General features: G+C 64.3%; 22 protein-coding genes. 14 read left to right on the forward strand and 8 right to left on the reverse strand.

What is annotated here, in order from left to right:
- Positions 1 to 89: 89 nt before the first annotated feature.
- Positions 90 to 563 (forward strand): sensor histidine kinase, encoded by a 474-nt coding sequence (locus OCL88_RS05900; RefSeq protein ID WP_043427142.1) that lies wholly within the window; start codon positions 90 to 92, stop codon positions 561 to 563.
- Between the two features lie 107 nt (positions 564 to 670).
- Positions 671 to 2,860, forward strand: a complete 2,190-nt coding sequence (locus OCL88_RS05905; protein ID WP_264961901.1) for a transglycosylase domain-containing protein — start codon at positions 671 to 673, stop codon at positions 2,858 to 2,860.
- A 47-nt stretch (positions 2,861 to 2,907) separates the two neighbouring features.
- On the opposite strand, the gene OCL88_RS05910 is transcribed toward OCL88_RS05905, so the two are convergent.
- Complete coding sequence (locus OCL88_RS05910; RefSeq protein WP_264961902.1) at positions 2,908 to 3,639, reverse strand: glutamine amidotransferase; 732 nt, start codon at positions 3,637 to 3,639, stop codon at positions 2,908 to 2,910.
- A 276-nt stretch (positions 3,640 to 3,915) separates the two neighbouring features.
- Here OCL88_RS05910 and OCL88_RS05915 point away from each other — a divergent pair, with 276 nt between their 5' ends.
- Both OCL88_RS05915 and OCL88_RS05920 read left to right on the forward strand, forming a co-directional pair.
- Positions 3,916 to 5,148, forward strand: coding sequence for an MFS transporter (locus tag OCL88_RS05915; protein WP_264961997.1), 1,233 nt, complete (start codon positions 3,916 to 3,918; stop codon positions 5,146 to 5,148).
- A 176-nt stretch (positions 5,149 to 5,324) separates the two neighbouring features.
- Positions 5,325 to 6,653 (forward strand): ammonium transporter, encoded by a 1,329-nt coding sequence (locus tag OCL88_RS05920; protein WP_264961903.1) that lies wholly within the window; start codon positions 5,325 to 5,327, stop codon positions 6,651 to 6,653.
- Here the strand turns inward: OCL88_RS05920 and OCL88_RS05925 are convergent.
- The gene (locus OCL88_RS05925) at positions 6,650 to 7,237 is read right to left on the reverse strand and encodes a DUF1992 domain-containing protein (protein WP_264961904.1); all 588 of its coding nucleotides are present in this window, start codon (positions 7,235 to 7,237) and stop codon (positions 6,650 to 6,652) included. The genes OCL88_RS05920 and OCL88_RS05925 overlap by 4 nt on opposite strands.
- Positions 7,238 to 7,450: 213 nt before the next feature.
- On the reverse strand, positions 7,451 to 9,733 hold the full coding sequence (locus OCL88_RS05930) for a bifunctional SulP family inorganic anion transporter/carbonic anhydrase (protein ID WP_264961905.1): 2,283 nt from the start codon (positions 9,731 to 9,733) through the stop codon (positions 7,451 to 7,453).
- Positions 9,734 to 10,034: 301 nt separating this feature from the next.
- Here OCL88_RS05930 and OCL88_RS05935 point away from each other — a divergent pair, with 301 nt between their 5' ends.
- The 3 genes from OCL88_RS05935 to OCL88_RS05945 are packed head-to-tail and all read left to right on the forward strand — an operon-like array spanning position 10,035 to position 13,281.
- Entirely contained in the window at positions 10,035 to 11,099 is a 1,065-nt protein-coding gene (locus OCL88_RS05935) for an acyl-CoA dehydrogenase family protein (protein ID WP_264961906.1), read from the forward strand.
- Positions 11,093 to 12,457 carry a bifunctional PIG-L family deacetylase/class I SAM-dependent methyltransferase gene (locus OCL88_RS05940; protein WP_264961907.1) on the forward strand — a complete coding sequence of 455 codons (1,365 nt, stop codon included), beginning with the start codon at positions 11,093 to 11,095 and terminating at the stop codon, positions 12,455 to 12,457. The genes OCL88_RS05935 and OCL88_RS05940 overlap by 7 nt, the downstream gene beginning before the upstream one ends.
- On the forward strand, positions 12,454 to 13,281 hold the full coding sequence (locus tag OCL88_RS05945) for a glycosyltransferase (RefSeq protein ID WP_264961908.1): 828 nt from the start codon (positions 12,454 to 12,456) through the stop codon (positions 13,279 to 13,281). Before OCL88_RS05940 ends, OCL88_RS05945 begins: the two co-directional genes overlap by 4 nt.
- A 7-nt stretch (positions 13,282 to 13,288) precedes the next feature.
- On the opposite strand, the gene OCL88_RS05950 is transcribed toward OCL88_RS05945, so the two are convergent.
- Positions 13,289 to 13,867, reverse strand: a complete 579-nt coding sequence (locus OCL88_RS05950) for an adenylate kinase (protein WP_264961998.1) — start codon at positions 13,865 to 13,867, stop codon at positions 13,289 to 13,291.
- A gap of 156 nt (positions 13,868 to 14,023) precedes the next feature.
- Here OCL88_RS05950 and OCL88_RS05955 point away from each other — a divergent pair, with 156 nt between their 5' ends.
- Positions 14,024 to 16,705 (forward strand): Tat pathway signal sequence domain protein, encoded by a 2,682-nt coding sequence (locus OCL88_RS05955; protein WP_264961909.1) that lies wholly within the window; start codon positions 14,024 to 14,026, stop codon positions 16,703 to 16,705.
- Positions 16,706 to 16,840: 135 nt separating this feature from the next.
- Here the strand turns inward: OCL88_RS05955 and OCL88_RS05960 are convergent, their stop codons facing one another.
- Positions 16,841 to 18,841, reverse strand: a complete 2,001-nt coding sequence (locus OCL88_RS05960) for a rhamnogalacturonan lyase (RefSeq protein ID WP_413775447.1) — start codon at positions 18,839 to 18,841, stop codon at positions 16,841 to 16,843.
- A 386-nt stretch (positions 18,842 to 19,227) separates the two neighbouring features.
- On the opposite strand from OCL88_RS05960, the gene OCL88_RS05965 reads away from it, so the two are divergent.
- The 5 genes from OCL88_RS05965 to OCL88_RS05980 all read left to right on the forward strand — a co-directional run bounded on the left by OCL88_RS05965 (position 19,228) and on the right by OCL88_RS05980 (position 21,139).
- The gene (locus OCL88_RS05965) at positions 19,228 to 19,506 is read left to right on the forward strand and encodes a hypothetical protein (protein WP_264961910.1); all 279 of its coding nucleotides are present in this window, start codon (positions 19,228 to 19,230) and stop codon (positions 19,504 to 19,506) included.
- 70 nt (positions 19,507 to 19,576) lie between these two features.
- Positions 19,577 to 19,849, forward strand: a complete 273-nt coding sequence (locus OCL88_RS21155; RefSeq protein WP_319951641.1) for an SDR family NAD(P)-dependent oxidoreductase — start codon at positions 19,577 to 19,579, stop codon at positions 19,847 to 19,849.
- Positions 19,804 to 20,112, forward strand: coding sequence for a hypothetical protein (locus OCL88_RS21160; RefSeq protein ID WP_319951642.1), 309 nt, complete (start codon positions 19,804 to 19,806; stop codon positions 20,110 to 20,112). The genes OCL88_RS21155 and OCL88_RS21160 overlap by 46 nt, the downstream gene beginning before the upstream one ends.
- A 179-nt stretch (positions 20,113 to 20,291) precedes the next feature.
- Positions 20,292 to 20,462, forward strand: coding sequence for a hypothetical protein (locus tag OCL88_RS05975; RefSeq protein ID WP_166186599.1), 171 nt, complete (start codon positions 20,292 to 20,294; stop codon positions 20,460 to 20,462).
- Between the two features lie 197 nt (positions 20,463 to 20,659).
- Positions 20,660 to 21,139 (forward strand): NUDIX domain-containing protein, encoded by a 480-nt coding sequence (locus OCL88_RS05980; protein WP_166186624.1) that lies wholly within the window; start codon positions 20,660 to 20,662, stop codon positions 21,137 to 21,139.
- Here the strand turns inward: OCL88_RS05980 and OCL88_RS05985 are convergent.
- Positions 21,120 to 21,914, reverse strand: coding sequence for an alpha/beta fold hydrolase (locus tag OCL88_RS05985; protein ID WP_264961911.1), 795 nt, complete (start codon positions 21,912 to 21,914; stop codon positions 21,120 to 21,122). The two genes, OCL88_RS05980 and OCL88_RS05985, sit on opposite strands and share 20 nt — an antisense overlap.
- A 58-nt stretch (positions 21,915 to 21,972) precedes the next feature.
- Here OCL88_RS05985 and OCL88_RS05990 point away from each other — a divergent pair, with 58 nt between their 5' ends.
- The gene (locus tag OCL88_RS05990) at positions 21,973 to 22,545 is read left to right on the forward strand and encodes an MOSC domain-containing protein (protein WP_166186600.1); all 573 of its coding nucleotides are present in this window, start codon (positions 21,973 to 21,975) and stop codon (positions 22,543 to 22,545) included.
- A gap of 15 nt (positions 22,546 to 22,560) precedes the next feature.
- Here OCL88_RS05990 and OCL88_RS05995 read toward each other — a convergent pair whose 3' ends face one another.
- A complete protein-coding gene (locus tag OCL88_RS05995) occupies positions 22,561 to 24,519 on the reverse strand; it encodes an ABC transporter ATP-binding protein (RefSeq protein ID WP_319951643.1) in 1,959 nt (652 codons plus the stop codon).
- Entirely contained in the window at positions 24,516 to 26,252 is a 1,737-nt protein-coding gene (locus tag OCL88_RS06000; protein ID WP_264961912.1) for an ABC transporter ATP-binding protein, read from the reverse strand. The genes OCL88_RS05995 and OCL88_RS06000 overlap by 4 nt, the downstream gene beginning before the upstream one ends.
- Between the last annotated feature and the right edge of the window lie 100 nt (positions 26,253 to 26,352).

Here is a 26,352-nt window from a genome sequence, read left to right on the forward strand (position 1 = left end):
TGATCCGGCGTGACTCTGGTTGCAGGCGAAACATCAACGGAGGTTTCGGCTACGAATCTCCAGCAAGGACACAAGGACGTGGGGGAATGATGGATCAGGCAGAAGCTCAAGCAGAGGTGATGACCGTCAAAGGCATCATCCAGGACCAGCACCCGGTGGACTTCCACGCGCTGGGCGTTGCGGGGTGCATCGACCGGCTTGCCGAGCCATTGCGCCGCTCCGGTGTACAGGTCAGTTGGGAAATCCCCCACCACGGCATTGAGATTTCCTCGGCATCTGCGGGACTGCTGTATCACGTGGCCCAGGAGACCTTCAGCAACACCCTCAATTACGCCGGTGCCAGCGAACTGACCGTCAAGCTCAACGCGGTCTACCACGGCATCCAACTCACCGTCCGCGACAACGGCAAGGGCTTTGAAATCCACGCTGCGCCGAGTGGACGCCGGCACGGCTTCGGGCTGTTGCTCATGTCCTTGGCGGTACACGATGCAGGCGGCATCCTGGACATCTCCTCCGAAGTTGGACGCGGAACATCCGTCAGTGTGACGCTGCCCCTGGATTGAGTCCTGATTGGGACCTGAATTGACTGCCCCGGCCATGGAACCATTGCAGGAGCCGACGTATTCTGTAGCTACTTTTCAGCCTGGACTCCGGACGGAACGGCAGGAAAATGACGCGGAACAAGGGTCAAAGCATCGGTTTGGGCAGGTTCCTGTTCAGGCTTTTCGGCTTCTTCTTTGTTAGTTTCCTCTGCGGCGTGCTCATCTCAGGGCTCATAGTGCCCGTGGTGGCATTCACCAGCAGCACCGTGGGTGGATCCATTGGGTTCTATCAAAGCCTTCCCAGCCAACTGGACGTTGAATCGCCGTCGTTGTCCAGCAAGGTAGTAGCCTCCGACGGAACGCCGATCGCCACTTTCTACGCAGAGAACCGCGTCAAGGTCCCCTTGGACCAGATGTCGCCGTTCATCCGGCAGGCGATTGTGGCCATTGAAGACAGCCGCTATTACCAGCACGCCGGCGTCGATGCCCAGGGCATCATGCGGGCATTGACTTCCAACCTGACCAAGGGCACACGGCAAGGGGCGTCAACGCTGACCCAGCAATACGTCACCAACGTCCTCAACGAGTCACGGCTTTCTGACGGGCGGCCCGAGGACGTGGTCCTCAGCGGACAGAAATCAATGGGCGACAAGCTCCGGGAAGTGAAGCTTGCCTTGGAGCTGGAGAAGAGGTTCACCAAGGACCAGATCCTTGAGGGCTACCTGAACATCGTGTTCTTCAACCGGAACGCATACGGCATTGAGGCAGCATCACGGTACTTCTTCAGCACCTCAGCCAAGGACTTGAACCTACCCCAGGCTGCGATGTTGGCCGGGTTGGTGAACGGCCCCAGCATCTATGACCCCACTGTGGACCCGAACGCTGCCATTGCCCGGCGAAACCTGGTCCTGGACCGGATGCTGGAGCAAAGCATGATCAGCCAGGCGGACCATGACGCCGCAGTGGCCACGCCTGTGGAACTGAAGATCACGCCATCCCTTCAGGGCTGCGCCGGAGCCGCGATCGCCACGTACTTCTGCGATTACGTATCCCACCTCATCCTCAACAATGAAACCTATGGGGCCACGTTTGCCGACCGCGAGCGCCTCCTGTACCGGGGCGGGCTCACCATCACCACCACTCTCGACACCCGCCTGCAGACAGCAGCGCAGGCACAGGTGGACGCTTCGGCTGGAGAAAATCCGGACAAGTGGGGTGCCGCCTTGACCACGGTCGAACCGGGAACGGGCAGGATTTTGGCGATGGCCCAGAATACGGTGTTCGTTCCGGAGCCCGGCAAGTTCGACACGCAACTGAACTTCAACGTCGACGCCAAGGATGAGAACGGCTACGACCTCAACGGCGCAGGCGGTTTCCAGCCCGGATCCACCATGAAGCCGTTCATCTACGCCGAGTGGTTGAACGAGGGGAAGAATCCCACGGCCGTGGTGGATGCCTCACGCAGGGTCTACCCGGTGGGTTTCCCTTGGCGTTCCAGCTGCGGCAAAGTCCTTGGCGGCTACAGCAGCGCACAAAAGGCCCAGAACCTCGGCGCCGATGACGACCTCCAAAACAACGATGCCGGCTACTACCGTCCGATGCCCATCAACTACGGCCTCTACAACTCCATCAACACCGCAACGTTCGCCACGGCAGCCCAGCTCGACTTCTGCGGCATCCAGCGCATGGTGGATACGGTGGGACTGCACAGCGGCTTGGACAACGCGCCCGTCAACATGCACCAGATCGGAAACCTGCTGGGCTCCATCGGTGTTGCTCCCTTGGTCCTGGCGAATGCCTACGCCACCTTCGCCAATGACGGCCGTTACTGCAAGCCGATCGCCATCACCGAGATCACCGATGTCCAGGGCAGGAACTACGATGCCCAAAAGACTGAATGCCGGGATGCCGTGAAACCCTCGGTCGCGCGGGGCGTGACGGCAGTGTTGCAGGATGTCCTCAAGATCGGTTCCGGCGTCTACATCAATCCCAAGGTCCAGAACCAGGTCCCTGTTGCGGCCAAGACCGGCACGTCCAACAACAACGGGGCCACTTGGATCGCCGGGTACACCACGCGACTGGCCACGGCTTCCTTCTTCGGGGACACCACGGCAGGGCAGCAGCGGGCAGGGCAGAACGTCACCATCAACGGCAAGTTCTACAAGTCCTTGGACGGCTACATGATCGCCGGACCCCAATGGGCCAATTACATGATGGAAGCCACCGCGCTCTACCCGAGCGGCGCCTTCAACCCGCCGGCTCCCCCACCCCCGCCGGTCGCCACCGCACCGGCCGTACCGCGACCCACCGGGCGCTAGGGTCAAGCAAGCCAGCGTACGACGGCGGCCTCCCGCCGTCGTGCGTGTCAGCGGGCGTAGCGTTCCGTGAAGTTCCGGAGGATCCGCATGGGCTCGGTGACGGGGTGCTGGCGTGCTGTCCGGATGAGGTCGTCGGCCTGGTGCGGCGGGAAGTATCCGGCATCCTTGTAGATCGTGATGCGCGTGGTGAGGCCGTCCACGTCAAGCTCCGGGTGGAATTGCGTGGCGTAAAGGTTCTCCTTGATGCGGAACATGTGCACCGGGCAAGCCGGGGAGCTGGCCAGCAATACGGCGTGAACGGGGAGTTGGCTGCAGGCTTCCTTGTGGCCAACGAACGCCTCGAAGGTTCGCGGGAGGCCCTTCAACAAGGGGTCCTGTTCACCGTCCTCCGTCAACGTGATCCGGGTTGGCCCAACAGGTTCCCCGAATTGGCGGTCGATGGTGGCGCCCTGGTGGACACCCAGTGTTCCCACGCCGTAGCACGCGCCAAAAAACGGGAAGTCGTCGGCAACGATGCGGTCCAGCAACCGTGAGAGCTCACCCTCCACACGGATCTGAGCCGCACTCTTTTCCTCCACCGGGTCACTGGAGGTGTACGGGCTGCCTCCAACAATCACCCCGGAGTAGTCATCGAGGTCGATGGGCGGCAGGGGCCCCGCTTCCAGCCTGACGCGGACCAGCTCCCGCTCATCGAGGCCGCAGTAGCGCATGTAGGCCTGGTACTCGTCGTCGGCTGCGTGGTCTTCGGCGCGGGTTGCTAGCAAGAGGAATGGCTTCACAGGCCCAGTCTGCGGGAGGGCGCTGATTGTTTCCAAGCGTGTTGCGCAGGAGTGCGGGCCGTTAAGGGGGTGTCTGACAGACACTCCCTCAGCGCGTCAGTATTGCGTAGCTTTGACATTGTTCGCGCTAACGCCCCGGGTGCGATCCATTGTTGAGGAGCCATATTGAAGCAAGACCCGTCCGCAGTTGAAAGCCAAGCGACCGAGGACATCAAGGACACCCAAGAGCCACTGTCACAGGAAACGACGGCGGCTCGCGGCACGCCGCAGTGCGCTGTGTCCGGAAGGCGCCCTGCGTCCGGCACGCGGCAGCGCCCCGCGTCCGGAGCGCGCCCCGGCAAAATACCTTGGTCCGCCCTTCTGGTCCTCGCAGCCGCCGGGTTCACGGCCGTCACAACCGAGCTGCTGCCATCGGGTTTGCTGCCCCAGATCAGCCGGGACCTTGGTGTGGACGAGTCGGCCGTTGGATCGCTCACGGCAGCATACGCCGCGATCATCGTCTTCACGGCTCTTCCCTTGTCGCGTCTCTTGGCCGGCCGCGTCCCGCGCAAAACCCTGTTGCTTGGGACCATGCTCGCGTTCGCACTCAGCAACGTGCTGTTGGCACTAAGCCCGACCCTCGCCGTCGCGGTGGGTGCACGACTCTTGGGCGGCATCGCTCATGGCATGCTGTGGTCCACCATGGCCCCGTACATTGCGCGGATTGTTCCTGCCCACTCCATGGGGAAAGCCATGGCCGTGGTGTTCAGCGGCAACAGCATCGCCTTGGCCGTCGGAGCGCCGATCGGAACACTGATGGGCACCGTCCTGACGTGGCGGGCTTCGTTCGTAGTCCTTGCCGGAGTTGGAGTCCTTTTGGCCTTCCTGGCGTTCTGGGTACTGCCTGCAGTGAAGGATCCGGGTAGCCACAAAGCACCCTCCCTGCGGGCTGCCCTCAAGTTGCCGGGGGTCATTGCCGTGGCCATCGCCTGGCCTTTGTTGTTGCTGGCCCATTTCGCGATCTTCACCTACATTGCCCCGTTCCTCCTTTCCGCGGGACTGCCCGAAGCGTTCACCGGCATATCCCTCTCCGTAGTGGGTGTCTCGGGGCTGGTGGGCATTTGGATTGCCGGCCTGACCGCGGACTCCTACCCACGGCGCTCGGTGATGACCGCCGTCGGGCTTCTCCTGCTGGTGTTCGCGCTCATGCCGTTCCTGGGCACCACGGCCGTGGGCGTTTTCGTTTTGATGGCGGTGTGGGGCGCAGCGTTCGGCGCGCAGGGCATCTACAACCAAGCGGCGATCCTGCGGGCCGGCGGGGAGCACAAAGACGCAGCCAATGGGATCACTGTGGTGACCATCCAACTGGGCATCGCCGTGGGTGCGGGATACGGGGCCGTTGCCCTCACCACCGCGGGGGCGCAGTGGATTCCGCTGGCAGCGGCCCTGCCCACGGCCATCGCGCTAACCATCATGATCGCCGGCAGGCGTGGCGGTTACCCGGCCGGGGGCATGGAGGTCCGCCGTTAACATCTCCGAAACATGCCGGTCACGCGATCTTCACGAAGGCGGGATTTCTGTAACTTAGCCGCAACTTAGCTCTTCTGAACCGGAAACATAGCTCACCGACTATTGATCGGGGGTTAGCAAGGGGTCGGATTTCCAAGGCCCGGTTTTCGGACAGGTTTGATCAGAAGGGAACGCAGATGGAGATCTCTGCGCAACACGTCTGGCTGATGCTGGCGTCGGCAATGGTGCTTTTCATGACCCCGGGCCTCGGGCTGTTCTACGGCGGCATGACGCGCGCCAAGGCTGCCCTCAACATGATCATGATGAGCTTCATCTCCGCTGGCATCGTGGGCGTGGTGTGGGTCCTTTGGGGTTACTCCATGACCACCGGCGACGGTTTCCTGGGCCTGTTCGGGAACCCGTTCGCGCACTTCGGCCTCCAGGATCTCATCGGATCCGCCGACCTCATCAAGGCCGGCTTCGCTGCAACGTTCGCGATCATCACGGTCGCCCTCATCAGCGGAGCCATCGCCGACCGTGCCAAGTTCGGCGCCTGGGCCGCCTTCGTGCCGATCTGGGTAACAGTTGTCTACTGCCCCTTGGCGTACATGGTGTGGGGTGGTGGCCTCATGAGCGCAGGCGGCGCCCTGACCAGCATCTTCGGACAAGTGATCGACTTCGCCGGTGGTGCGGTAGTTGAGGTCAGTTCCGGAACCGCAGCTTTTGTCCTCGCTTTGATCGTGGGAAAGCGTCACGGCTTCGCAGAGGACCCCAACCACCGGCCGCACAACGTTCCGTTCATCATGATCGGGGCCGCCATTCTGTGGTTCGGTTGGTTCGGCTTCAACGGCGGTGCCGCGACCACCGCCGAACAGGCGGGCCTCATCTGGGTCAACACTCTGGTGACGCCGGCTGCCGCGATGCTCAGCTGGCTGGTGGTCGAAAAAGTCCGGCACGGGCACCCCACTTCCCTGGGTGCCGCCTCAGGCGTGGTTGCAGGCCTGGTGGCCATCACGCCGTCGTGCGCCAACATCAGCCCGCTCGCCGCCGTCGGTTTGGGCTTGGTGGCCGGCGCGGCCTGTGCGGTGTTCGTGGATCTCAAGTACAAGTTCGGCTTTGACGATTCTCTGGATGTGGTGGGCGTGCACTTCGGTGCCGGCGTTATTGGAACGCTGTCCCTCGGATTCATCGCGCTTCCCCTCGATGGGTCTGCCGGAGGCCTCTTCTACGGTGGCGGCTTCCAGCAACTCGTCGCCCAGGGCGTCGCGGTACTGGTGACCATCATCCTCTCGGGCCTGGGCACACTGGTCATCGGGCGGGCGATCCACAAGACCATCGGCTTCCGCGTCACCCACGAACACGAGGTCACCGGCGTGGACCTCACCCAGCACGCTGAGACTGCCTACGAGTTTGGCCTCACCGCCCACGGCCACTTCCGGCAGCAGCAGGCTCACCTCGCCTCATTGCTCAAGCGCAAGCCCGAGCCGGCACCCGGTGTGGAGTCCCGGGAAGACAGCTACGTTTAGTCCCCGCCGTTCCAGAGCCGCTGCCACCAGGAACGTTTCGACGGCGGTTCGGGTTCAGGTTGCGGCGGGGCGGAAGCAGCACGCCGTTCCCGCCACCGTTCCACTTCCAGCTCAACGTCCCGCAGCTTGGTAATCACGGGCGGCCCGCCCTGCAGTTGGCGGCGGGCTTCGATGACTCGCTTGTTGAAGTCCTCCAGCGTCTCCCGGACTTGTTTCTCCATGAGGAACTGGTCCAGCTTGGCCTCCAGCTCCGCGTCTTCGGTGCGCAGCAGAATCGCGGGAGGGCCCAGGCCGCTGATCTGTTCGCGTTGGATGAGCCCCTTGACCCACCAGTCGGGGTCGTAGCCCTTGCCGAGGCCGGGAATCGGTTTGCCGGCGTACTTGAGGTTGTCGAACTTCCCCTGGGACATCGCTTCGCGGACCAAGTAGTCGGCGCGTGCAGCCTCGTTGACCTTGCGGCGTTTCTCCCTCAGCGCATCATCCGCGTCCAGTTCAGCCCGTTCCCGGGCATCGCTCACGGAATCTCGGCCCGCCCGGAGTTCGGCAGCACGTTCCAGTTTTCGCCTGTTGTTGTGGTCGCCCATTGCCCCACCGCCTCTCACGATCGTCCGTAGCAGCTGGAATCGTGGTCTACCTCCCAGTATTCCCCAATGCTTCGGTGGTGAAACATGGGATCCGTGTTCCGCCACGACCCACTTTGGCCAGCAGGAGGCCCCGAACGCGCCGGAAATGCGGCGTGTTGGAGGCACACCGGGCTCAAAGTGGGTCGTGGCGGCACAGGTGTTGGTGGGGACGGACTAGTTGACGGCCATCCTCGGATCCAGCTGCTCAATCCCTTCGGCCGTCACCAGGATGACGCGGGCGGTGCTGATGTCATAGAACAGCCCCGTGGCCTGCACCTGCCCGGAGGCCAACGCGGGTCCGGTCACGGGATGGTCGTGAAGTTTGCGCAACTGCACAGCCACGTTCACCATGCTCAGCTGATCCACGCGGCTGAACCCCTCAGCAGCTGCCGCCAAGGCAACAGGATGACCATCAACCAGTGAACGGTAGGCCGGCCGGGCATGGTCCAGCCACGCATCAAAGCCAGAACCCAACGCAGGCGCGGGGCCCTCGGCATCCGCCAGGACAGCCTTCATCGCGCCGCAATTCGAGTGCCCGCACACCACGATCGAGTCCACGGCCAATCCTTTGACGGCGAAGGCCATGACGGAATCAATCGAAGCCTCGTCATCATCGCGGCAGACCACGTTGCCGATGTTCCGGAGGGTCAGGAGGTCACCGGGTCCACTGCTGGTGATGAGGTTGGGATTAACCCGTGAATCGACGCAGGCAATGAACAGGGTGTCCGGGTTCTGTTCCTCGGTGAGGTCTTTGACCAGGGGCCGGACTTTGTCGGCGTAGCGGCGATGGTATTTGTCGATGCCCAGGAGGATTGACCGCAGCGGGGGGTGATCGTGTCCGTCGTCGTCCGCTGTTTGATCGGCCGGCGCAGCAGGCTGCCAGGACGATCGCGGCGGGAGCGGAAACTCACGCAGGTCCTGCCGCTGCGGTGCGCTGTGGGCGGCATCGGTGAAAGCCGTGGTTCCGTGTTCCTCGATGGTGACGGTGGCCCCGGTGCTACGCTGCTGTGCCTGCCACGCGGTGAGCGCTTCGCGGAAGGCATGGTCCAGGTAGTCGGCGTTGAGTTCCACCAGTGCGTCCTGGCCGGCGGGCACTGAGTGGAGCACACGGTTGAGCCGGGGAAGGGCAAAGAAGCTGCAGGATCCGGCAATGGTGAGCCGCCACGGCTGGCCGTCGAGCACGGGTTGGTGGACGTGGATCTGTGCGCGGAGAACCCTCCACAGGACGCACACGGCGGCCAGTGCGAGGCCGATGATGACGCCCTCCAGGAGGTTCAGCGCCACAACACATACCAACGTCACGGAGTACACCAGGAGGTCGCCCGTGCGGAGGCTGGTTTTGATGTCGGCGATCTTCACGAGCTTGGCACCGATCACCAGCAGCAAGCCCGCGAGCACGGACAGGGGAATGAGCTGGATGATGCCCGCGAACAGGGCTGAGAAGAGGAGCACCCACACCCCATGCAGAATCGCGGAGGCGCGGCTTTTGCCGCCGGCTTCCACATTGGTGGCACTGCGGACGATCACGCCGGTGACCGGCAGGCCGCCCAGCATGCCGGAGACCATGTTGGCTGAGCCTTGCCCCACCAGTTCACGGTTGAGATTGGCGCGGGGTCCGGTGTGCATCTTGTCAACGGCCACCGCGGACAGCAGCGACTCGATGCTCGCGATCAACGCCACGGTCATGACCGCCATGCCGACGGACAACCAATTGCCGTCCGGCAGTACCGGCAACGCCACGGCGTCGAACAGGGAGCCGCTGAAGCTGACCCGCTCCACACCGGGCGCTACCGCCACGGACACCGCGGTCACAGCAACGACGGCAGCCAGGGGTCCGGGCACTTTCCGCACCGCTGCGGGGAGGTACTTCCACGCGATCAGCACCGCTACGACCGCCAGCCCGAGCAGCGCGGAGTGCAGCTCGACCCGCGTGATGGCGGCCGGCAGGCCTGCCAGGTTGTCGACGGCGGAGTCCCCCGCCTGCCCGCCCAGGAGCACGTGGAGTTGCTGCAGGATGATGGTGATTCCGATGCCCGCGAGCATGGCTTTGACCACCACCGGGGAGACGGCCAGCGCAGCGCGCCCCACGCGGCTCAGCCCCAGGAGCAACTGCACGACGCCGGCAGCAGCGGTGATTGCGCACGTCACCTGCCAGCCGAACTCGGCGATGAGCCCGGCGACCACCACCGTCAGGCCTGCTGCCGGCCCGCTTACCTGGAGGACGGAGCCGCCGAGGCTGCCGGCGACGATTCCGCCGACAGTCGCGGCGATGAGGCCGGCCATGATCGGCGCACCGGAAGCTGCGGCGATGCCGAGGGACAGCGGGAGTGCCACCAGGAAGACGACCAGCGAGGCCGGCAGGTCTGCGCCCAGGCTGGCTGGAAATCGGAGCCTTTTCTGTCCTGGCGGGCTGTGGGCGTCGTTGAGGGACGTTTTGGACTTGAGGGATGGATGCATGGGATGTTCCTTGGCTCGGGGAGTTGACGTCCCCAGCGTAGGAAAATTGTCATGACTTGTGACAATGTTTTGTGACAGAGTTGACAAAATTGGTGAATCGGCGGCTTCATGCGGCGACAAGCGGGAACTTTTGCCTCCCCGGAAGTCGTTGAGCACCCGCCGTCGTACGATTGCGTTCGCAACCCACCAGGTTCAGGACACGACGGATTCGGGGGCCAAAGGCTCGGGACCCAAAGGTAAGGCTCCTTAGGGTAGGTTGGTGGGAACCGGAAAACGGCCAATCGGCAGCTTGGAGGCATCTATGGGCGAAACCACCGAATTCCAACCAGTGCTGATCAGCTCGGAACCGGTGCAGCTCCAAGCCCTGCGGCCCACGCTCGACGCCGTGCACACCCACATAGGCGATGTCCCTGCCCTGCTGGACATCGCGAAGGACATCGGACGGACTGCCCCGCACCCGGGTCAGGGCAGCACCGGCAAACTGTGGGAGCTCCTGGCCTCGGTCACGGCGGTGGATGTCGCGGCGGGGCGGATCCTGGAACCCCACCTCGATGCCCTGCATATCCTCGCCCAGGCCGGCCATGACCAACCAGACGGCGCGTGGGGTGTTTTCGCTGCCGAAGGCCCGGGGCAAAAGCTGGAGGCCAAGAAGGATGACGACGGCGGCTACGTCCTGGAAGGCGATAAACCGTGGTGCTCCCTCGCCTCGCAACTGGACGGGGCAGTCATCACAGCGCACCTGCCCGGAGAAGAGGGTCGCGCGGCCTTCGCCGTCGATCTTAAGGACCCCGGCGTCACTTGCGGGGAGCCGGCGTGGACCAGCCGTGGACTACGGGAAATCCCCAGCGGCCCAGTACATTTCAACAGGGTTCCGGCCACCATCATCGAGGGTCCGGGCTGGTACCATCAGCGGCCGGGATTCGCGTGGGGCGGCATGGGCGTAGCGGCGTGCTGGCTCGGCGGTGCCATTGCTTTGGCACGCGACTTTGCCGAATCCTTGGCCAGGTCCGCGGACAAGGGGCGGGCGGCTGACCAAATCGCGCTGGCCCACCTCGGCGACATCGACCGCACCATCAACTCCGCCACCGCATCACTCGCACGCGCAGCCGAACGCATCGACGCCTTGGAACCCGATGCCTTTTCCAGCACGTGGAGCGGGGCGCTCCGTGTCCGCGGAACCGTTGCCGCCGCCGTCGAACGCATCCAAACCCTGGTGAGCCAAAACCTGGGTCCGGGCCCGCTGGCCTTCAACGAGGCGTACGGAAAACGCATGGCGGACCTATCCCTCTATGTCCGCCAGCACCACGCCATGCGGGACGACGCGCAGCTCGGCTCCCGCGTCCTGCAAGGGGACCGCGAATGGTGACCTTCACCCACAACGATGCCGGCACCCCCGAGGCCGACTGGGATGCCAGCGGCGTTCGTGAGCTCCCGGAACTGCCCTTGGATGCCGAGGAGCTCGCCGGCATGACGTTCGTCGTCCTGGCAGCCCATCCCGACGACGAATCGCTGGGCGCCGGCGGCCTCCTGGCAAGGCTCCACGCGCTGGGGGCCACCGTCCGCCTGCTGCTGTGCACGGCAGGTGAGGCGTCACATCCGGAATCCACAACCACGACGCCGGAACAGCTTGCCGCCGTCAGGCTCACTGAGTTCGGAGAGGCCGTGTCCGGGCTGGCGCCCAGCGCCAAGTGGCGGTTCGTAGAGGTTCCGGATGGTCGCGTGGCCGCACACGTTGATAGCGTTGCCGCCGCCATCCGCCGGGAAGTGGCCGAGTCCGGCGCCCCGGCCGACAAGGTGGTCCTGGTCGCCCCCTACCGCTCGGACGGACATACCGACCACGATGCCCTCGGAAGCACCGCGGCCCGGATCGCGGCATCAGAAGGCTACGGGCTGCTCGAGTACCCCATTTGGTACTGGCTCTGGGCCGGTCCGGAAGATGGGACATGGGAATTGTGGGTGCGACTGCCGCTGGGCCATGAGGAACGCCGGGCCAAGGCACAGGCCATGCACTCCCACGCATCCCAAACGCAGCCACTCTCCGAGGAACCCGGCGACGAAACACTGCTGTCCCCTACGTTCCTGCAACACTTCTCGCGGAGCTGGGAGACATTCGCGTGGACCCCTCCAGCCGGCGGGTCAAACACCGCCTGCGACGCCGAGTCCATCTTCGACGCCGTTCATGCCCGCGAAGAGGACCCGTGGGACTACGCCTCGGGCTGGTATGAACGCCGCAAGCGGGCCCTGACTCTCGCGGCCCTGCCGGAAGAGACGTACGAGTCAGGGCTGGAGATCGGCTGCTCGATCGGGGTCCTCAGCGCCGAACTTGCCCCGCGATGCGAGCGGTTCCTGGCCGTGGATGCGAGCAGTACGGCCCTTGCCCAAGCCACCCGTCGCCTGTCCGGCATGGGCCATGCGGGGACCGGACACCTGACCGTGCCGTCGGAATGGCCCTCCGGAACGTTTGACCTGGTAGTGGTGTCAGAGATGGGCTATTACCTCAGCCCGGATGAACTCGATGGAATGCTGCACCGCGTCAAGGACTACATGCGGCCTGGCGGCACGCTGCTCCTGTGCCACTGGCGCCACCCGATCTCCGGCTGGACATTGGACGGAGAAACCGTCCACAGGACCGCCCGCCGCGTGCTGGACTGGCCAAGCCGGGGGCTGTACCGGGAGAAGGACTTCCTTCTGGAAGTCCTCGTCGCCCCGGAGGGTGCGGCGTGACAGGGCGGGCGATCCGGCACGTTGCGGTAGTCGTGCCTGCGCATAACGAAGAAGAGGAACTCGGCCCCGCCCTGAGCGCCATCCGCCATGCGGCCGACGCCCTGAGCGCCGGGAATCTACGTCCCGAGGCCCTGGGTGCCGAGGCCCGGAGTGCCGAGGCCTCGGCCGCCGAGGCAGAAACCGCGCAAGGAACACAGGTGTCCGTCAGCATCACGGTGGTTTTGGACAGTTGCACCGACGGTTCCCGCGATATCGTCAATGCCCATGCCTCCGCCGACGCCCGGGTCCGCATGCTTGAAACCCGTGCCCGAAGCACGGGAGCCAGCCGCGGAGCCGGCGTGATGGCCGCGCTGGCCGGCCTCGACACGGGCCGCCGCACCGATCCGGACACGGTCTGGCTGGCCAACACGGATGCGGACTCCAGCGTGCCAACAAACTGGCTGATCCGGCAGGTGGAGTTGGCCAACGCCGGGGTGGACGTCGTCTTAGGCTCAGTCGAACCGGATGCCCGCACCGCAGACCCAGGGATCCTTCGCCGCTGGCTTGAGCTGCATCCTTTCCGGGAGGACCACCCGCACATTTACGGAGCCAACTTCGGCGTCCGCGCGTCCGCGTACCTGGCCGTGGGCGGGTTTCCGAAGTTGCAGGCACATGAGGACCGGATTCTGGCCTCGCGGTTGTCACGGCAGGGATTCCTGATCAGATCGACGGACACCAACAGGGTGGTCACGTCGTCCCGGACAACAGCCCGGGCACCCCAGGGATTCGCCACCTACCTGCGGGCCCTCGGCGAACTGGCGCCTGTCACCGCGGATATCGCCTAGAGCCTCCCTACTGCCGGATCACCGACTCCACTGCGGCGATGGCTGCTGCCGTGATCATCTCCCTCTGCCCTGAACCCTCAACGGTCAAGAGAATCCCGCGCTGTTCATAGGCACTGATGACGGGCCGGGTCTGCTCCCGGTACAGCTCCAGCCGCCGCTTGATGACGGGACCGGTATCGTCGCTGCGGCCCTGGTCCTTGGCCCGCAGGAGCATCCGTTCCATCAATTCGTCGTCGGATACTGTGAGTGCCAGGACGGCTTCCAGCGCCTGGTGCCGCGTGCCGAGCAGCGCGTCAAGCGATTCCACCTGGGCCACGGTCCTTGGGTACCCGTCCAGCAGGAAGCCCGCACCGGCGTCGTCATCTTCCAGGCGCTGACTCAGCATCGCCGTGGTGACGTGGTCCGGCACGAACTCGCCACGGTCCATGTAGCGTCCGGCCTCCGCACCGAGGCTGGTCCCGTCGCGGACATGGGCCCTGAAGAGATCACCCGTTGAAATCGCGGGCACGGAGAAGTGCTTGGCGATGTGTTCAGCCTGTGTTCCCTTGCCCGAACCGGGAGGTCCCATGATGATCAGTCGCGCCATGACGCTGGTCCATTCGAAAGAGGCTGCGGAGACTTCAACCATACGCCCCTGCGCGTTATCGCGGCACCCCGCCCTTGCGACCCCCATCACATCGGAGTTACGGTTTTTGAAACGTCACAAAGAAAGCGCTTTCCCAGACTCTTGAGGTGAAATTCCATGACACAGCACGCCCCGGCCACGTGGATCGACGGCGCACCCCCCGCCACGCTCAGCGGTGGCTCCACATGGGGAATGCCCTTCCGGCGCGGAACAGTCCACGACGCCGATGCCCTGTCCGTCGTCGACGCGGACGGCACCGCCACCCCCTCCCAGGCCTGGCCCTTGGCTACCTGGCCCGACGGCTCCCTCAAGTGGGCCGGACTCGCCATCGGGGCCACGGACAACCCCTCAACAAGCTACTCAGTGCAGCTTCCTTCCGGCGAGGCGGACGCAACACAAGCGCACGACGCCGGTCCGGCAGCCGCCGTCGTACGTGAACCACAGGTGGTGGTCACCGAAACGGCGGAAACCATCACAGTCTCCACAGGAACAATGGACATGCTTCTGCCGCGCACCGGCGACCGGCTGTTCCGGAGCCTGACGCGGGACGGCTCGGTGGTGGCCCGGGACGCGCACCTTGTCAGCCTGCTGCAGGACGGGATTGCCGAAGGTGCGGGCAGCACGAGCCGGGAAGGATTCACGGGCCACATCGAGTCGGCGACGGTGGAACAAAACGGGCCCGTGCGGGCTGTGGTGCGGCTGGATGGCCGGCATCGTTCGGATAGTCAACAGTTGCCACGACGGGAATGGCTCCCCTTCACTGTCCGTTTCTACTTCCTTGCCGGAGCCCGGAGCGTGCGCATGGTGCACTCGTTCATATGGGACGGAAATGTTGAAAAAGACTTCCTGGCCGGCCTGGGCGTGCGGTTCACGGTCCCCTTGGCCAGCGAACCGCACGATCGGCACGTACGGATTGCCGGGGCGGACGGCGGGTTCCTGGTGGAGGCCGTCCGCGGACTGACGGGCCTTCGCCGCGATCCGGGCACCGAAGTGCGGAAAGCCCAGCTCGGCGGGGAACCCACGCCGCCGCTGGAGCAGTGGAATCCGGAGGTCTCCGAGCGCCTGCATCTAATTCCCGCGTGGAACGACTTCACCCTCACGCAGTTGTCCGCCGATGGCTTTGAGCTCCGCAAACGGACCGCCGCCGGGCATGGCTGGGTGGGGATCTCGGGCGGCACCCGATCCGCCGGTTTCTGCTCGCTGAGCGACGTCGGTGGCGGCTTAGGGATAGGGGTACGGGACTTCTGGCAATCGCACCCCGGGCAGTTGGACATCCGCGGCGCCGCTACGGCCGAACCCAGCGTCACGGCGTGGCTCTACTCCCCCGAAGCCCAACCCATGAACCTGCGTTTCTACCACGACGGCCTGGGCCAGGACACCTTCGAAGAGCAACTCGAAGGCCTGGAAATCACGTACGAGGACTACGAGCCCGGTTTCGGCAATGCACAAGGGATAGCAAGGACGCACGAGCTCACGCTCTTTGCCTACGACTCCACTCCCCCGGTCGAATCACTGGCAGCCGACGCAGCGTACGCCTCCCGGCCGCCGGTCCTGCAACCCTCGCCCCGGTACCTGCACAGCGCGGGCGTCTTTGGCGACTGGACACCGGTGGATCGAAGCACGCCTTCCCGCGCGGAACTCGAAGACAAGCTGGACTTCCTCTTCGACTTTTACCGCGGCCAGCAGGAGCAGCGCCGTTGGTACGGTTTCTGGAATTACGGCGACGTCATGCACACCTACGATCCGGACCGGCACGTCTGGCGCTACGACGTCGGCGGCTATGCGTGGGACAACTCAGAACTCTCCCCCGACTTGTGGCTTTGGTACATGTACCTTCGCTCCGGCCGCGCCGATGTGTTCCGTTTCGCCGAGGCCATGACCCGGCACACCGGCGAGGTGGATGTCTACCATCTGGGCCCCTGGCGCGGACTCGGCTCGCGGCACAACGTCCAGCATTGGGGCTGCAGCGCCAAGCAATTGCGGATCAGCAACCCTGCCTATCGCCGCTTCTACTACTATCTGACGGCCGACGAACGGACCGGGGATCTCCTCACCGAGCTCGTGGACAGCGACCAGAACTTTCTCGGCCTGGACCCGGTCCGCAAGGTTCGTCCCGATGCCGATACCTACCGCCCGGACCGCGGGGCACTGGGCGTTGGGCTGGGTACCGACTGGGGCTCGCTCGCGGCCACCTGGCTCACCGATTGGGAACGCACCGGCAACCCCCGCTCGCGCGACCGCCTGTTGGGCACCATGGCTGACATCGGTGCCCTCAAGTACGGCTTCCTCACGGGCGAGGCACTGTATGACCTGGATGCAGGAAGGTTCGACGCCGGACGCGAGGTCATCAGGGTCTCCCACCTGAGTGCGGTGTTCGGTTTGGTGGAAATCTGCAGCGAGCTCATCAGCCTGGTGCTGGACCCCGGGTTCGAGGAGGCCTGGTTGCAGTATTGCCGGCTGTTCCTGGCCTCACCCGAAGAGCAGGCCGACGAGGTGGGCCAAGCGTTGGACGGTATCTACCTGACGCAAGCCCACAGCCGCCTCACGGCCTACGCAGCAGCCCGGCTTGGTTCGCCTGAGCTGGCCGCATCGGCCTGGTCCAGCTTCAGCGTCGGCGGCGAAAACCTGAACCATGCCGAGGCATTCACCCTGAAGAAGATCATGCCCCCGTACGTCCTCCACCCCGTTGATGAGGCACCCACCGTGTCCACCAATGACACCGCCCAGTTTGGCCTGGCCGCCATCCAGAACCTGGCCCTCATCGGCGGGCACCTGCCGGCGGCAGCCTCGCAGCAGTAGCCCGACGCGGCGGTTCTCCGCCCGCCGCTGGAGGCTCCGGCGTCGTACGTCCGGTGCCGCCGCGAAACCACCGGTCGTCGCACACAACAAAGCCGCCCGCCTCCTTTCGGGGGCGGGCGGCTTTGTTGTTGGCGCCTACTTCTTGCCGGTATAGACGACGGCGGGTGCTGCCGGAGGCTGCATGCCCTCACCCACAAAGAAGCTCGGGTGCGGCGGCTGGTTGTACGCCACGTTCTCGCGGGCGACGGCCGTTCGGTACACGGTGTCGTGCATCAGGGTCCGCAGGCGAACCTCGGTGGGAGCTGTGGTGGTGTAGATCCGCAGCTCCGTGCTGTCCGTGGACGGCCAGGCGATTTCCTCGCGCCAATCACCCAGGATGTCCGCTTGGATGGACGGGTTGCCCTTGGTGGTGTTGTTGCTGCGGGCGCCATCGGCGGTCAGCAAGCGATCGCTGGTCTCGGTTTCCCAGTTCCACTTGGAGATAGTGGGGACGCCGCGGGACACCGTGGCGTCGTAGTCGTGGTCCACGATTTCACGCAGCAGGTCGCCATCCCACCAGGCAAGGAAGTTCGCGGCGGGGATATTCTCCGCGATCAGCTCGCCCTTGGCGGACATCAACTGGCCCCGCGGAGAATCCCACGCCGCCGTCCCGCCTACGGCCCATCCTTCGGCCCCTTCATAGCGGGGATCGATGTCGCCCGCAGCTCCACGCCCGGTGTCCTTGGTGGCCGGGATGTTCCACAGCACCTCGCCGGTGGCAGCGTCCCGGAACGTGGCGCCGCGGTTGCCGCTTTGGCTCATGCTCTCGTGGACGGCGAAGGTTTCCAGGCCGGGCCGCGAGGGATCCAGATCGCCCGTGTGGATGGCGTCGCCGTGGCCGAGCTTGGTGTTGTAGAGGGGCTGGCCATTGTCGTCGATGGTCATGGAACCGAAGACGAACTCGTCCTTGCCGTCCTGGTCAACGTCAGCCACGGATAGGTTGTGATTGCCCTGGCCCTTGTACTGGTCGCCCGCCACGTTGGAATCGAAGGTCCAGCGCTTCACGAGCTTGCCGTTAACCAGGTCATAAGTCACCAGCACCGTACGGGTGTAGTAGCCGCGGCTGAACATCATGGACGGGTGCTCGCCGTCCAGGTACGCGACGGCTGCGAGGAAACGATCCACGCGGTTGCCGTAGTTATCGCCCCAGCTGGCCACCAAGCCGCGCTCAGGCTCATAAGCGACAGTGTCCAGGATGGTCCCCGTCTCGCCCTTGAACACCGTGAGGAACTCCGGGCCGGCCAGCACGTAGCCGGCGCTGTTGCGGTAGTCGGCGTTGGCGTCGCCGATCACTGTGCCTGAAGCATCCGTGGTGCCATCCGCCGTCTTGAACGAAACCTCGGCCTTGCCGTCGCCGTCGAAGTCGTACGCCAGGACCTGCGTGTAGTGCGCCCCGGCGCGAATGTTGCGGCCGAGGTCGATGCGCCACAGCTTGGTGCCGTCCAACTTGTAGGCGTCCACATAGACGTTGCCCGTGTAGCCGGACTGCGAATTGTCCTTCGCGTTGGAGGGCGACCATGTCTGGATGACCTCATACTTGCCGTCACCGTCGAGGTCCGCCACGGTGGCGTCGTTGGCCGAGTAGGTGTAAGCCTTGCCGTCGGGGGTGACGCCGTCCGCTGGCTTGTCCAGCTTGATGGCGAGGTAGTTTTGGGCCAGCGGCGTGACAGCCTCGGTCAGTTTGTCCTGGCCTTGGCCATTGCCCACCGTCTTAATGACGTAGCTTGAGGTGGCCGTTCCCGCAGGATCCACGAAAAAGGTTGAATTGCGGATGGGTTCGGGCGTGATGTTGACGCCGTCGCGCAGCACTTGGAACCCGATGCTGTCCTTGTCCAGGCCCAGCATGCGCCAACTGACATTCACGCCTTGGTCAGTCAGGACCGCCACCGGCGCACGGCCCAGGTTTTCCACCTGCCGCTTGGGCGTTTGGTCCTTCTTCGCGTTGACGACGGCGGGTGCGTTGGCTGGCGCTGTTTGGGTGGTTGCCGCTTGCGCGAGGGGCACACCCGTGAAGGCCAGGGCTGCCGCGGCGAGGGTGGCCATTGCCGTGAGGGGAACGAGTGGTCTGCGGGAGGAACATTTCGAGGGGTAAGCCAAAGAACATCTCCTTTGATGCTGGACAGCGGAGGGTCCGCTGCCCGTTTTTGGAACGTTTCACTGAGGTGCCCAACTATCCCTTTCCACGAGTGGCGTGATCAGAGGATGCGCACGCAATTGGGTCGCGCATGATGCCGTTCTCAGCGCTCATAGCGACATCAACTGCTACATAGATGTGAAGTGAAAACGCTTTCCGCGGTCTATGTTTACAGCGCTCCACACCTTGGTCAAGGGTTTGACTGGAAATTACTGGGAGTTTTCGATTCTTGATGTTCACTTTTGTTCCCATTCACCCTGAAAACGATCCGGCATTGCCTCTGGTCCGCATCCGGGAAGCCGGATATAGTAAGTATGCTGACAAATTCTGAGCGAGCCAGGAGGACACTGTGACCGAGAAGGATACGGAACGCACCACCGCAAGCGAAGACACATTGAACCCAATCACCCACCCGTTCGACCAAACCAACGGTTTGGCGGACGACCTCGACGGCGATTCCGACGGCACGGCTGAGAGCGACACCCGCAGCGAAGCCGAACGCACGGACGACGACGAATCAGGAGCAGGCGTACTGGACGGCGACACCAGCGACGACGCCACCGGCCCCGAAGGCAGGAAAGGCCCGGGCGCCATACCGCCCCTCGGCGGAGCACTCGGACAGCACTAGCAGCACGTGGAATGCCGCCCCGGCCATCGCCCGGGGCGGCATCTCTTCGTCACGACGTCAAAGGAACCTCATGACTACCTGGCTTATTACCGGTTGCTCAACAGGCCTCGGCCGGGCCTTGGCGAAAGCCGTGCTCGAGAAGGGCCACAACGCGGTGGTCACCGCACGTGACACCGCAACCCTGCAGGACCTCACCACTGAATTCCCGACGACGGCCCTCGCCGTGGGGCTCGATGTCACCGACGCCACCCAGGTCTGCAGAAGGAGCTGGCGCCGCTGGGCATCTCGGTCACAGCGGTGGAGCCGGGCGGATTCCGCACGGACTTTGCCGGGCGTTCCCTGACTCAGTCCGCGGAGGCCATCGATGACTATGCTGACACCGCCGGAAAGCGCCGCAAGGAAAACGACACCGTTCACGGTACCCAGCCCGGCGACCCGGACAAGGCTGCGCAGGTGATCATCGACGCCGTTGAAGCCGAAGAGACGCCCGCCTTCCTGTTGTTGGGAGCGGACGCCCTGCATGCCTACGACGCCGTTGAAGAAGCCATGCGGGCCGAGGTGGAGCGCTGGCGGGAACGGGGCGGGAGCACCGGTTACACAGAGTAAAGAGCAACGTGTAATCGGTCACACTTGGGCGGATTTGCTTGTCATCCAGGGCAGCCACCATGAACCATGAATGAGGGAACGCGTTCCCAACAAGCTGAATCAGCAATCCTCACCGACGAGGATGCGGCCCCGGGCGACGAGGCTTGGGGCTGTTAAAAGCCTGAGTGAAAGTACTGACAATGACGACACATACTGACTCCATCTCGCTTAAAATCTGGGATAACTCGGCAATCGACCACACCATCGAAGCCGCCATCCGGGATCTCACTCCCCGCGCCACTGCGGAAAACTGCGGTATCTCCGTGACCCTCAGCGGACCCAAGACCTTCACGGTCAGCCTTAACCGCTAAGCAGTCCAGACACACCAGAAAGCGGACGACTCCGGTACCCACCGGCGTCGTCCGTTTTTGTTTGCTCCGCGAGTTCGCTGGAAACCTGCCAAACACCCTGCAAGTTTCCCTACGACGTCGCCGGTTTTGCGCCCGGCCGGTGACCAAGCCGTGGAGTAGCCTTGGACTTCGAGGCACAGCTTGTCCAGGGAGGACGCATCAGTATCCGAAGCGCAGGGATCCTGCTTTACAGGCGGTCCGCGGAGAATGGCTTGGAACTCTGGATTGCCCACATGGGCGGCCCTTTCTGGGCCCGCAAGGACCAGCACGCCTGGTCCATCCCGAAGGGTGAATTCGCAGACGACGAAGACCCCTTGGTTGCTGCCCGGCGCGAGTTCACGGAGGAGATCGGGTCACCCCCGCCGGACGCGGAGTACCACCTGCTGGGTGTCTTCCGGCAACCCTCCGGCAAACTCATCACCGCCTTCGCAGCGGAAGCCCCGTCTTTCCAGCCGGAGGAAGTGGTGAGCAACACCTTCCCCATGGAATGGCCCAAAGGCTCCGGTTCCATCAAGGAGTTCCCCGAGATCGACGACGCCCAATGGATCGACGAGGCAACGGCACGCACCAAGCTGGTCAAGGGCCAGCTGCCCATTGTGGATGCGCTGGTGGCGCACCTCAATGACGACCGCGCTTAGGTCCTTTCCTTGTTGTGAACTCCCGGATCCAGTCAACGGTTTCGGGGTGGTCCAGGTGGAGGCCGTGCCCCGCACCCGGGACGCGGACCAGCACTGAAGCCCGGATGTGTCGCCGGAGCGCAACGGCATTCGGCAACGGCGTCAACGGGTCCTCCGTCCCGTGGAGAATCAACGTCGGAGCAAGGATGGAACCCAGTTCCGACCATGAGTCATGCTCACGGCTGGCCCTGAAGTGACGCGACTTTGCCCAGGCCGAGGCCCTGGACGTGAAAAACGTTTGTACAGCTTCGGGGTGGTCGGCAGCCCACTCCGCATCGAAGAACAAAGGGCCCAGCCGTGCCACGTCTCCGCTCACCAAGGCCGCCATGGCCGCCGGGTCCGCCCGCATCCCCGGATCCGTTGATCGTCCTCCACTGCTCGCAGCCAGGATCAACGTCCTCACCCGCTGAGGGAAGTCGATGGCGAGCCACTGCCCTATCCGGCCACCCATGGAGTGCCCATAAACGTCCGCAGTCTCCACTCCGGCTGCGTCCAGTACAGCAACCGCATCGGCAGCCAGCAAACGAGTGGAATAGCGATCAGCCTGCCCTTGCCCGCTGCAGCCAATCCCACGGTGATCGAAGCGGATCACGCGGTAAGAGCGGGACAGTAGTTCCGCCGTCGGGCCCCAACCGTCCATGGCCGTTGCCTGACCGGCGATCAACAGCAATGGCTCCCCACCGCCGGACTCCGTCCACGCCAGTTCGGTGCCGTCAGGGGCCGCAGCAAAGTTCACCGTGACACTTTATCGGTGCAGCGGCCGGGAGGGTCTGCGCGGCGGCTAGCGTTAAGGGATGACCGCTGAATACAGGTACGACGTCGACGTGCTTCACCTTTTGGTGTCGCCCGCGCATGCCTACTTTGGCAGGGCACGGGAGGGCGCCGCAGATGTTCCGACCACCGATGCACCGACGGCAGAGCTCGTTGCGGACAAAGGCATTGTTGGAGACCGTTTCTTTGGCAAAGCGGCGCACATGGATGCGGCCGTGACTGTGTTCGCGGTTGAGGCGCTGGAGGCTATAGCTGCCGAACTCGGTTCCGGGCCGTTTGATCCCCTGCTGACCCGGCGGAATGTGGTGATCCGCGGCGCGGAACTGGCACCCCTGCTGGGCCATGAATTCGTCCTCGAGTCGGGCAAGGATTCCGTCCGTTTGAAAGCCGGCCGCCCCGCCCACCCCTGCGCGTGGATGGACCAGATGTTGGCTCCCGGCGCCCACAACGCCATGCGGGGAAGGGGCGGAGTAAGGTGCCAGGTGATCTCCGGCGGGTTCCTCCACCGTGGGCCTGCCATCCTGGTCAGCCCAGTCCCGCTGAACCCGGCCCGCGCCGGGGAAGCTTCCGTGCTGAGGCCCACCCGGCTGCCCTAGCCCGGAACCGGCGCCTCACACCTCCGCCGCCGGCGCCGCGAACTGGGCTTCGTAGAGCCGGGAGTACGCGCCACCGGCGGAGAGAAGCTCCGAGTGGGTCCCCTGCTCCACGATCTGCCCGGACTCCATGACCAGGATGAGGTCGGCGTCCCGGATGGTGGAGAGCCTGTGCGCGATGACAAAGCTGGTGCGGTCCGAGCGCAGTGCATTCATGGCCTTCTGGACCAGCACTTCCGTGCGGGTGTCCACCGAGCTGGTGGCCTCGTCCAGGATCAGCACTGAAGGGCGGGACAGGAAGGCCCTGGCAATGGTGAGCAACTGCTTTTCCCCTGCCGAGACGTTGCTGCCCTCATCGTCCAACAAGGTGTTGTACCCCTCGGGCAGCGAGCGCACAAAGCGGTCCACATAGGTGGCTTGCGCAGCCTCCATGATCGAAGATTCCGAGGCATCCGGCCGGCCATAGGCAATGTTGTCCCGGATTGTCCCGCCGAACAGCCACGTATCCTGCAAGACCATGCCCATCCGCGAACGCAGTTCCTGCCGGGACATGGTGGAGATGTCCACGCCGTCCAAGGTGATCCTGCCGCCGTCGAGCTCGTAGAAGCGCATCATGAGGTTCACCAAGGTGGTCTTGCCCGCACCTGTTGGCCCAACAATGGCGATGCTTTGCCCCGGTTCGGCCACCAGGTTGAGTCCGGTGATGAGCGGCTTGTCCGGCGAGTAGCTGAAAGAAACGTCCTCGAAGACCAACCGGCCTGGCCCTCCGGCCGCCGAAGTATCCGAAGGCTCGGGCGATTCTTCCTCTTCGTCGATCAACTCGAAGACCCGTTCGGCGGAGGCCACACCGGATTGCAGCATGTTTGCCATGGATCCCAGCTGTGCGAGCGGCATGGTGAATTGCCGCGAGTACTGGATGAATGCCTGCACGTCGCCGAGCTGCATTCCGCCGGAAGCCACCTGCAGGCCACCCACCACGGCAATGGCCACGTAGACGAGGTTTCCGATGAACGTCATGGCGGGCATGATCAGTCCGCTGACGAACTGGGCACCGAAGCTTGCCTGGAAGAGCTCGGAATTCTTGTCCCGGAACTTCTGCTGTACCTCGTCCTGCCGGCCGAACACCTTCACCAAAGCGTGTCCGGTGTAGGTCTCCTCAATGTGGCCGTTGAGTTCGCCCGTGTTCTTCCACTGGGCCACGAAGAGCTTTTGGGAACGCTTGGCGATCAGCACGGTGATCCCGAGGGTCAGGGGGATAGTGATGAGGGCAATCAGTGCCAGCAGCGGGGAGAGGATGAACATCATCACCAGCACCCCCAGCACGGTCAGCAGGGAGGAGACCACTTGGCTGATGGATTGTTGGAGGCTTTGGGAGATGTTGTCGACGTCGTTGGTCACCCGGCTGAGCAGCTCGCCGCGCTGGATTTTGTCGAAGTACTTGAGCGGCAGCCTGTGGATTTTCGCTTCGATCCGTTCGCGCAACCGGTAGACGGTCCTTTGCACGACGCCGTTGAGGATGTACGCCTGGATCCAACCGAACGCCGCGGCGAGGACATACAGCACGAGCGTCCAGAGCAGTACCGAGGACAGCGCGCCGAAGTCGATGCCGACGCCGGGTGTCAGGGGCATGGCGCTGAGCATGTCGGCTTTGGTGTTCTCCCCGGCGGCGCGGAGCCCTGCGATCACGGCTTCTTTGGAAACGCCGGCGGGCAGTTCCTTGGAAACGACGCCGGCAAAGATCAGGTTGGTGCCTTCGCCAAGCAGCCGTGGACCAATGACGTTCAGGGCCACGCTGACAACGGCGAACATCAGGACCAGGCCAAGCCAGACCCGTTCAGGATGCAGGGTGCCCAGCAGACGCTTGGCGGAGGCTCCGAAGTTGGACGCCTTCTCGGCCGGGACGTTCATCCCGGCGAACGGCCCGCCCCTGCCCGGCCCCATCGGGGGACGCTGCGGACCACGGACAGCTGTACTCATGCCGCCTCCTCCGCTGCGAGTTGGGAGGCCACGATTTCCCGGTACGTTTCGGAAGTCTCCAACAGCTCATCGTGCGTTCCCTGCCCAACGATCCTGCCGTCGTCGAGCACTAATATCCGGTCAGCATCCGCGATGCTGGACACGCGCTGGGCGATGATCACCAGCGTGGCGCCCTGGGTGTGCTGTTTGAGGGCGCGGCGCAGCCGGGCGTCCGTTGCCGTATCCAGGGACGAGAACGAATCGTCAAAAATGTAGAGTTCGGGCTGTTTGACCAGTGCCCGGGCGATGGCGAGCCGTTGCCGCTGACCGCCGGATACGTTGGTCCCGCCCTGGGAGATCGGTGCGTCCAGCCCGCCGTCCATTTCCTCAACAAAGTCGCGGGCTTGGGCGACGGCGAGGGCCTGCCACAGTTCGTCGTCGGTGGCGTCCGGTTTGCCGTAAAGCAGGTTGCTGCGGACGGTTCCGGAGAACAGGTAGGGCTTTTGCGGCACCAACCCGATGTGCCCCCACAGGTGGTCGGGTTGCAGTTCCCGGACGTCCACGCCGTCCATCCTGACGGATCCTGAGGTGGCGTCGAAGAGTCGCGGCATCAGGTTCACGAGGGTGGTCTTGCCCGCCCCGGTGCTGCCGATAATGGCCGTGGTCTGGCCGGCCCGGGCGGTGAAGGACACCCCGCTGAGGACGGGCTGTTCGGCACCCGGGTAGGCGAATCCGACGTCGCGCATTTCCAGCTCGCCCCTGCGGTGGCCGGTGAGGGACACAGGGTTCGACGGCGGCTGGACGCTTGAGTCGGTCCCCAGCACCTCGCCGATGCGGTCTGCTGAGACGGAAGCACGCGGGATCATCACGGCCATGAACGTGGCCATCATGACGGACATGAGGATTTGCATGAGGTAGCTCAGGAACGCGATGAGCGTCCCCACCTGCATGGAGCCGTCCTCGATCCGGAACGACCCGAACCAGATCACCGCCACACTGGAAACGTTCATGACCAGCATGACCACAGGGAACATGAGCGCCATCAGCCGGCCGGCCCTCAGCGCAACGTCCGTGACGTCGTCGTTCGCTTTGCCGAACCGCAGGGATTCCATGTCCTCCCGCACGAAGGCCCGCACCACGCGGATACCGGTCAGTTGCTCGCGAAGCACCCTGTTCACGGCGTCGATCCGGACCTGCATTTTGCGGAACAGCGGAACCATCCGGGTCACGATCAGCCCGACGCAAACCAGCAACACCGGCACCGCCACGGCGATCAACCACGACAGTTGCGCATCTTGCCGAACCGCCATGATCACACCGCCGATACTCAGCATCGGCGCCGTGACCATCAGGGTGCAGGACATGAGGACCAGTTGCTGGACCTGCTGGATGTCGTTGGTGGAGCGGGTGATGAGGGACGCCGCGCCAAAGCGGCTGACCTCTTGCTCCGAGAACTCCCCCACCCTGCCGAAGATCGCGTCCCGGAGGTCGCGGCCCAAGCTCATGGCCGCCTTCGCGCCGAAGTACACCGCAATGACGGCGCAGGCGATCTGCAGCAGGGTAATAAGCAGCATGACCGCGCCCATGCGGAGGATGTATCCGGTGTCGCCTGTGGCGACGCCCTGGTCGATGATGTCGGCATTGAGCGTGGGCAGGTACAGCGAGGCGATGGACTGCGCCAGCTGGAAAACGACGACGGCGACCAGCAGCCGCTGGTGCGGCCGGAGGAAACGAACAAGGACCTTCCACAGCATGGGATCTCCAGCGTCCGGGGGTAAACCGAAGGCCAGTTTACGTCTGGTTGCTGGGGGCAACTAGGGGGTATTCAGTAGGCTGGAAGCGTTCCACCCCAGA

Source organism: Paenarthrobacter sp. PAE-2, from assembly GCF_026013155.1.
Lineage (GTDB): Bacteria > Actinomycetota > Actinomycetes > Actinomycetales > Micrococcaceae > Arthrobacter > Arthrobacter ureafaciens.

Coding starts and splice junctions, on each gene's coding strand:
- OCL88_RS05975 (WP_166186599.1), top strand. CDS start 20,292: ATGACGACACATACTGACTCCATCTCGCTTAAAATCTGGGATAACTCG.
- OCL88_RS06000 (WP_264961912.1), bottom strand. CDS start 26,252: ATGCTGTGGAAGGTCCTTGTTCGTTTCCTCCGGCCGCACCAGCGGCTG.
- OCL88_RS05990 (WP_166186600.1), top strand. CDS start 21,973: ATGACCGCTGAATACAGGTACGACGTCGACGTGCTTCACCTTTTGGTG.
- OCL88_RS05950 (WP_264961998.1), bottom strand. CDS start 13,867: ATGGCGCGACTGATCATCATGGGACCTCCCGGTTCGGGCAAGGGAACA.
- OCL88_RS05940 (WP_264961907.1), top strand. CDS start 11,093: ATGGTGACCTTCACCCACAACGATGCCGGCACCCCCGAGGCCGACTGG.
- OCL88_RS05925 (WP_264961904.1), bottom strand. CDS start 7,237: ATGGGCGACCACAACAACAGGCGAAAACTGGAACGTGCTGCCGAACTC.
- OCL88_RS05920 (WP_264961903.1), top strand. CDS start 5,325: ATGGAGATCTCTGCGCAACACGTCTGGCTGATGCTGGCGTCGGCAATG.
- OCL88_RS21155 (WP_319951641.1), top strand. CDS start 19,577: ATGACTACCTGGCTTATTACCGGTTGCTCAACAGGCCTCGGCCGGGCC.
- OCL88_RS05900 (WP_043427142.1), top strand. CDS start 90: ATGGATCAGGCAGAAGCTCAAGCAGAGGTGATGACCGTCAAAGGCATC.
- OCL88_RS05905 (WP_264961901.1), top strand. CDS start 671: ATGACGCGGAACAAGGGTCAAAGCATCGGTTTGGGCAGGTTCCTGTTC.
- OCL88_RS05995 (WP_319951643.1), bottom strand. CDS start 24,519: ATGAGTACAGCTGTCCGTGGTCCGCAGCGTCCCCCGATGGGGCCGGGC.
- OCL88_RS05930 (WP_264961905.1), bottom strand. CDS start 9,733: ATGCATCCATCCCTCAAGTCCAAAACGTCCCTCAACGACGCCCACAGC.
- OCL88_RS05955 (WP_264961909.1), top strand. CDS start 14,024: ATGACACAGCACGCCCCGGCCACGTGGATCGACGGCGCACCCCCCGCC.
- OCL88_RS05935 (WP_264961906.1), top strand. CDS start 10,035: ATGGGCGAAACCACCGAATTCCAACCAGTGCTGATCAGCTCGGAACCG.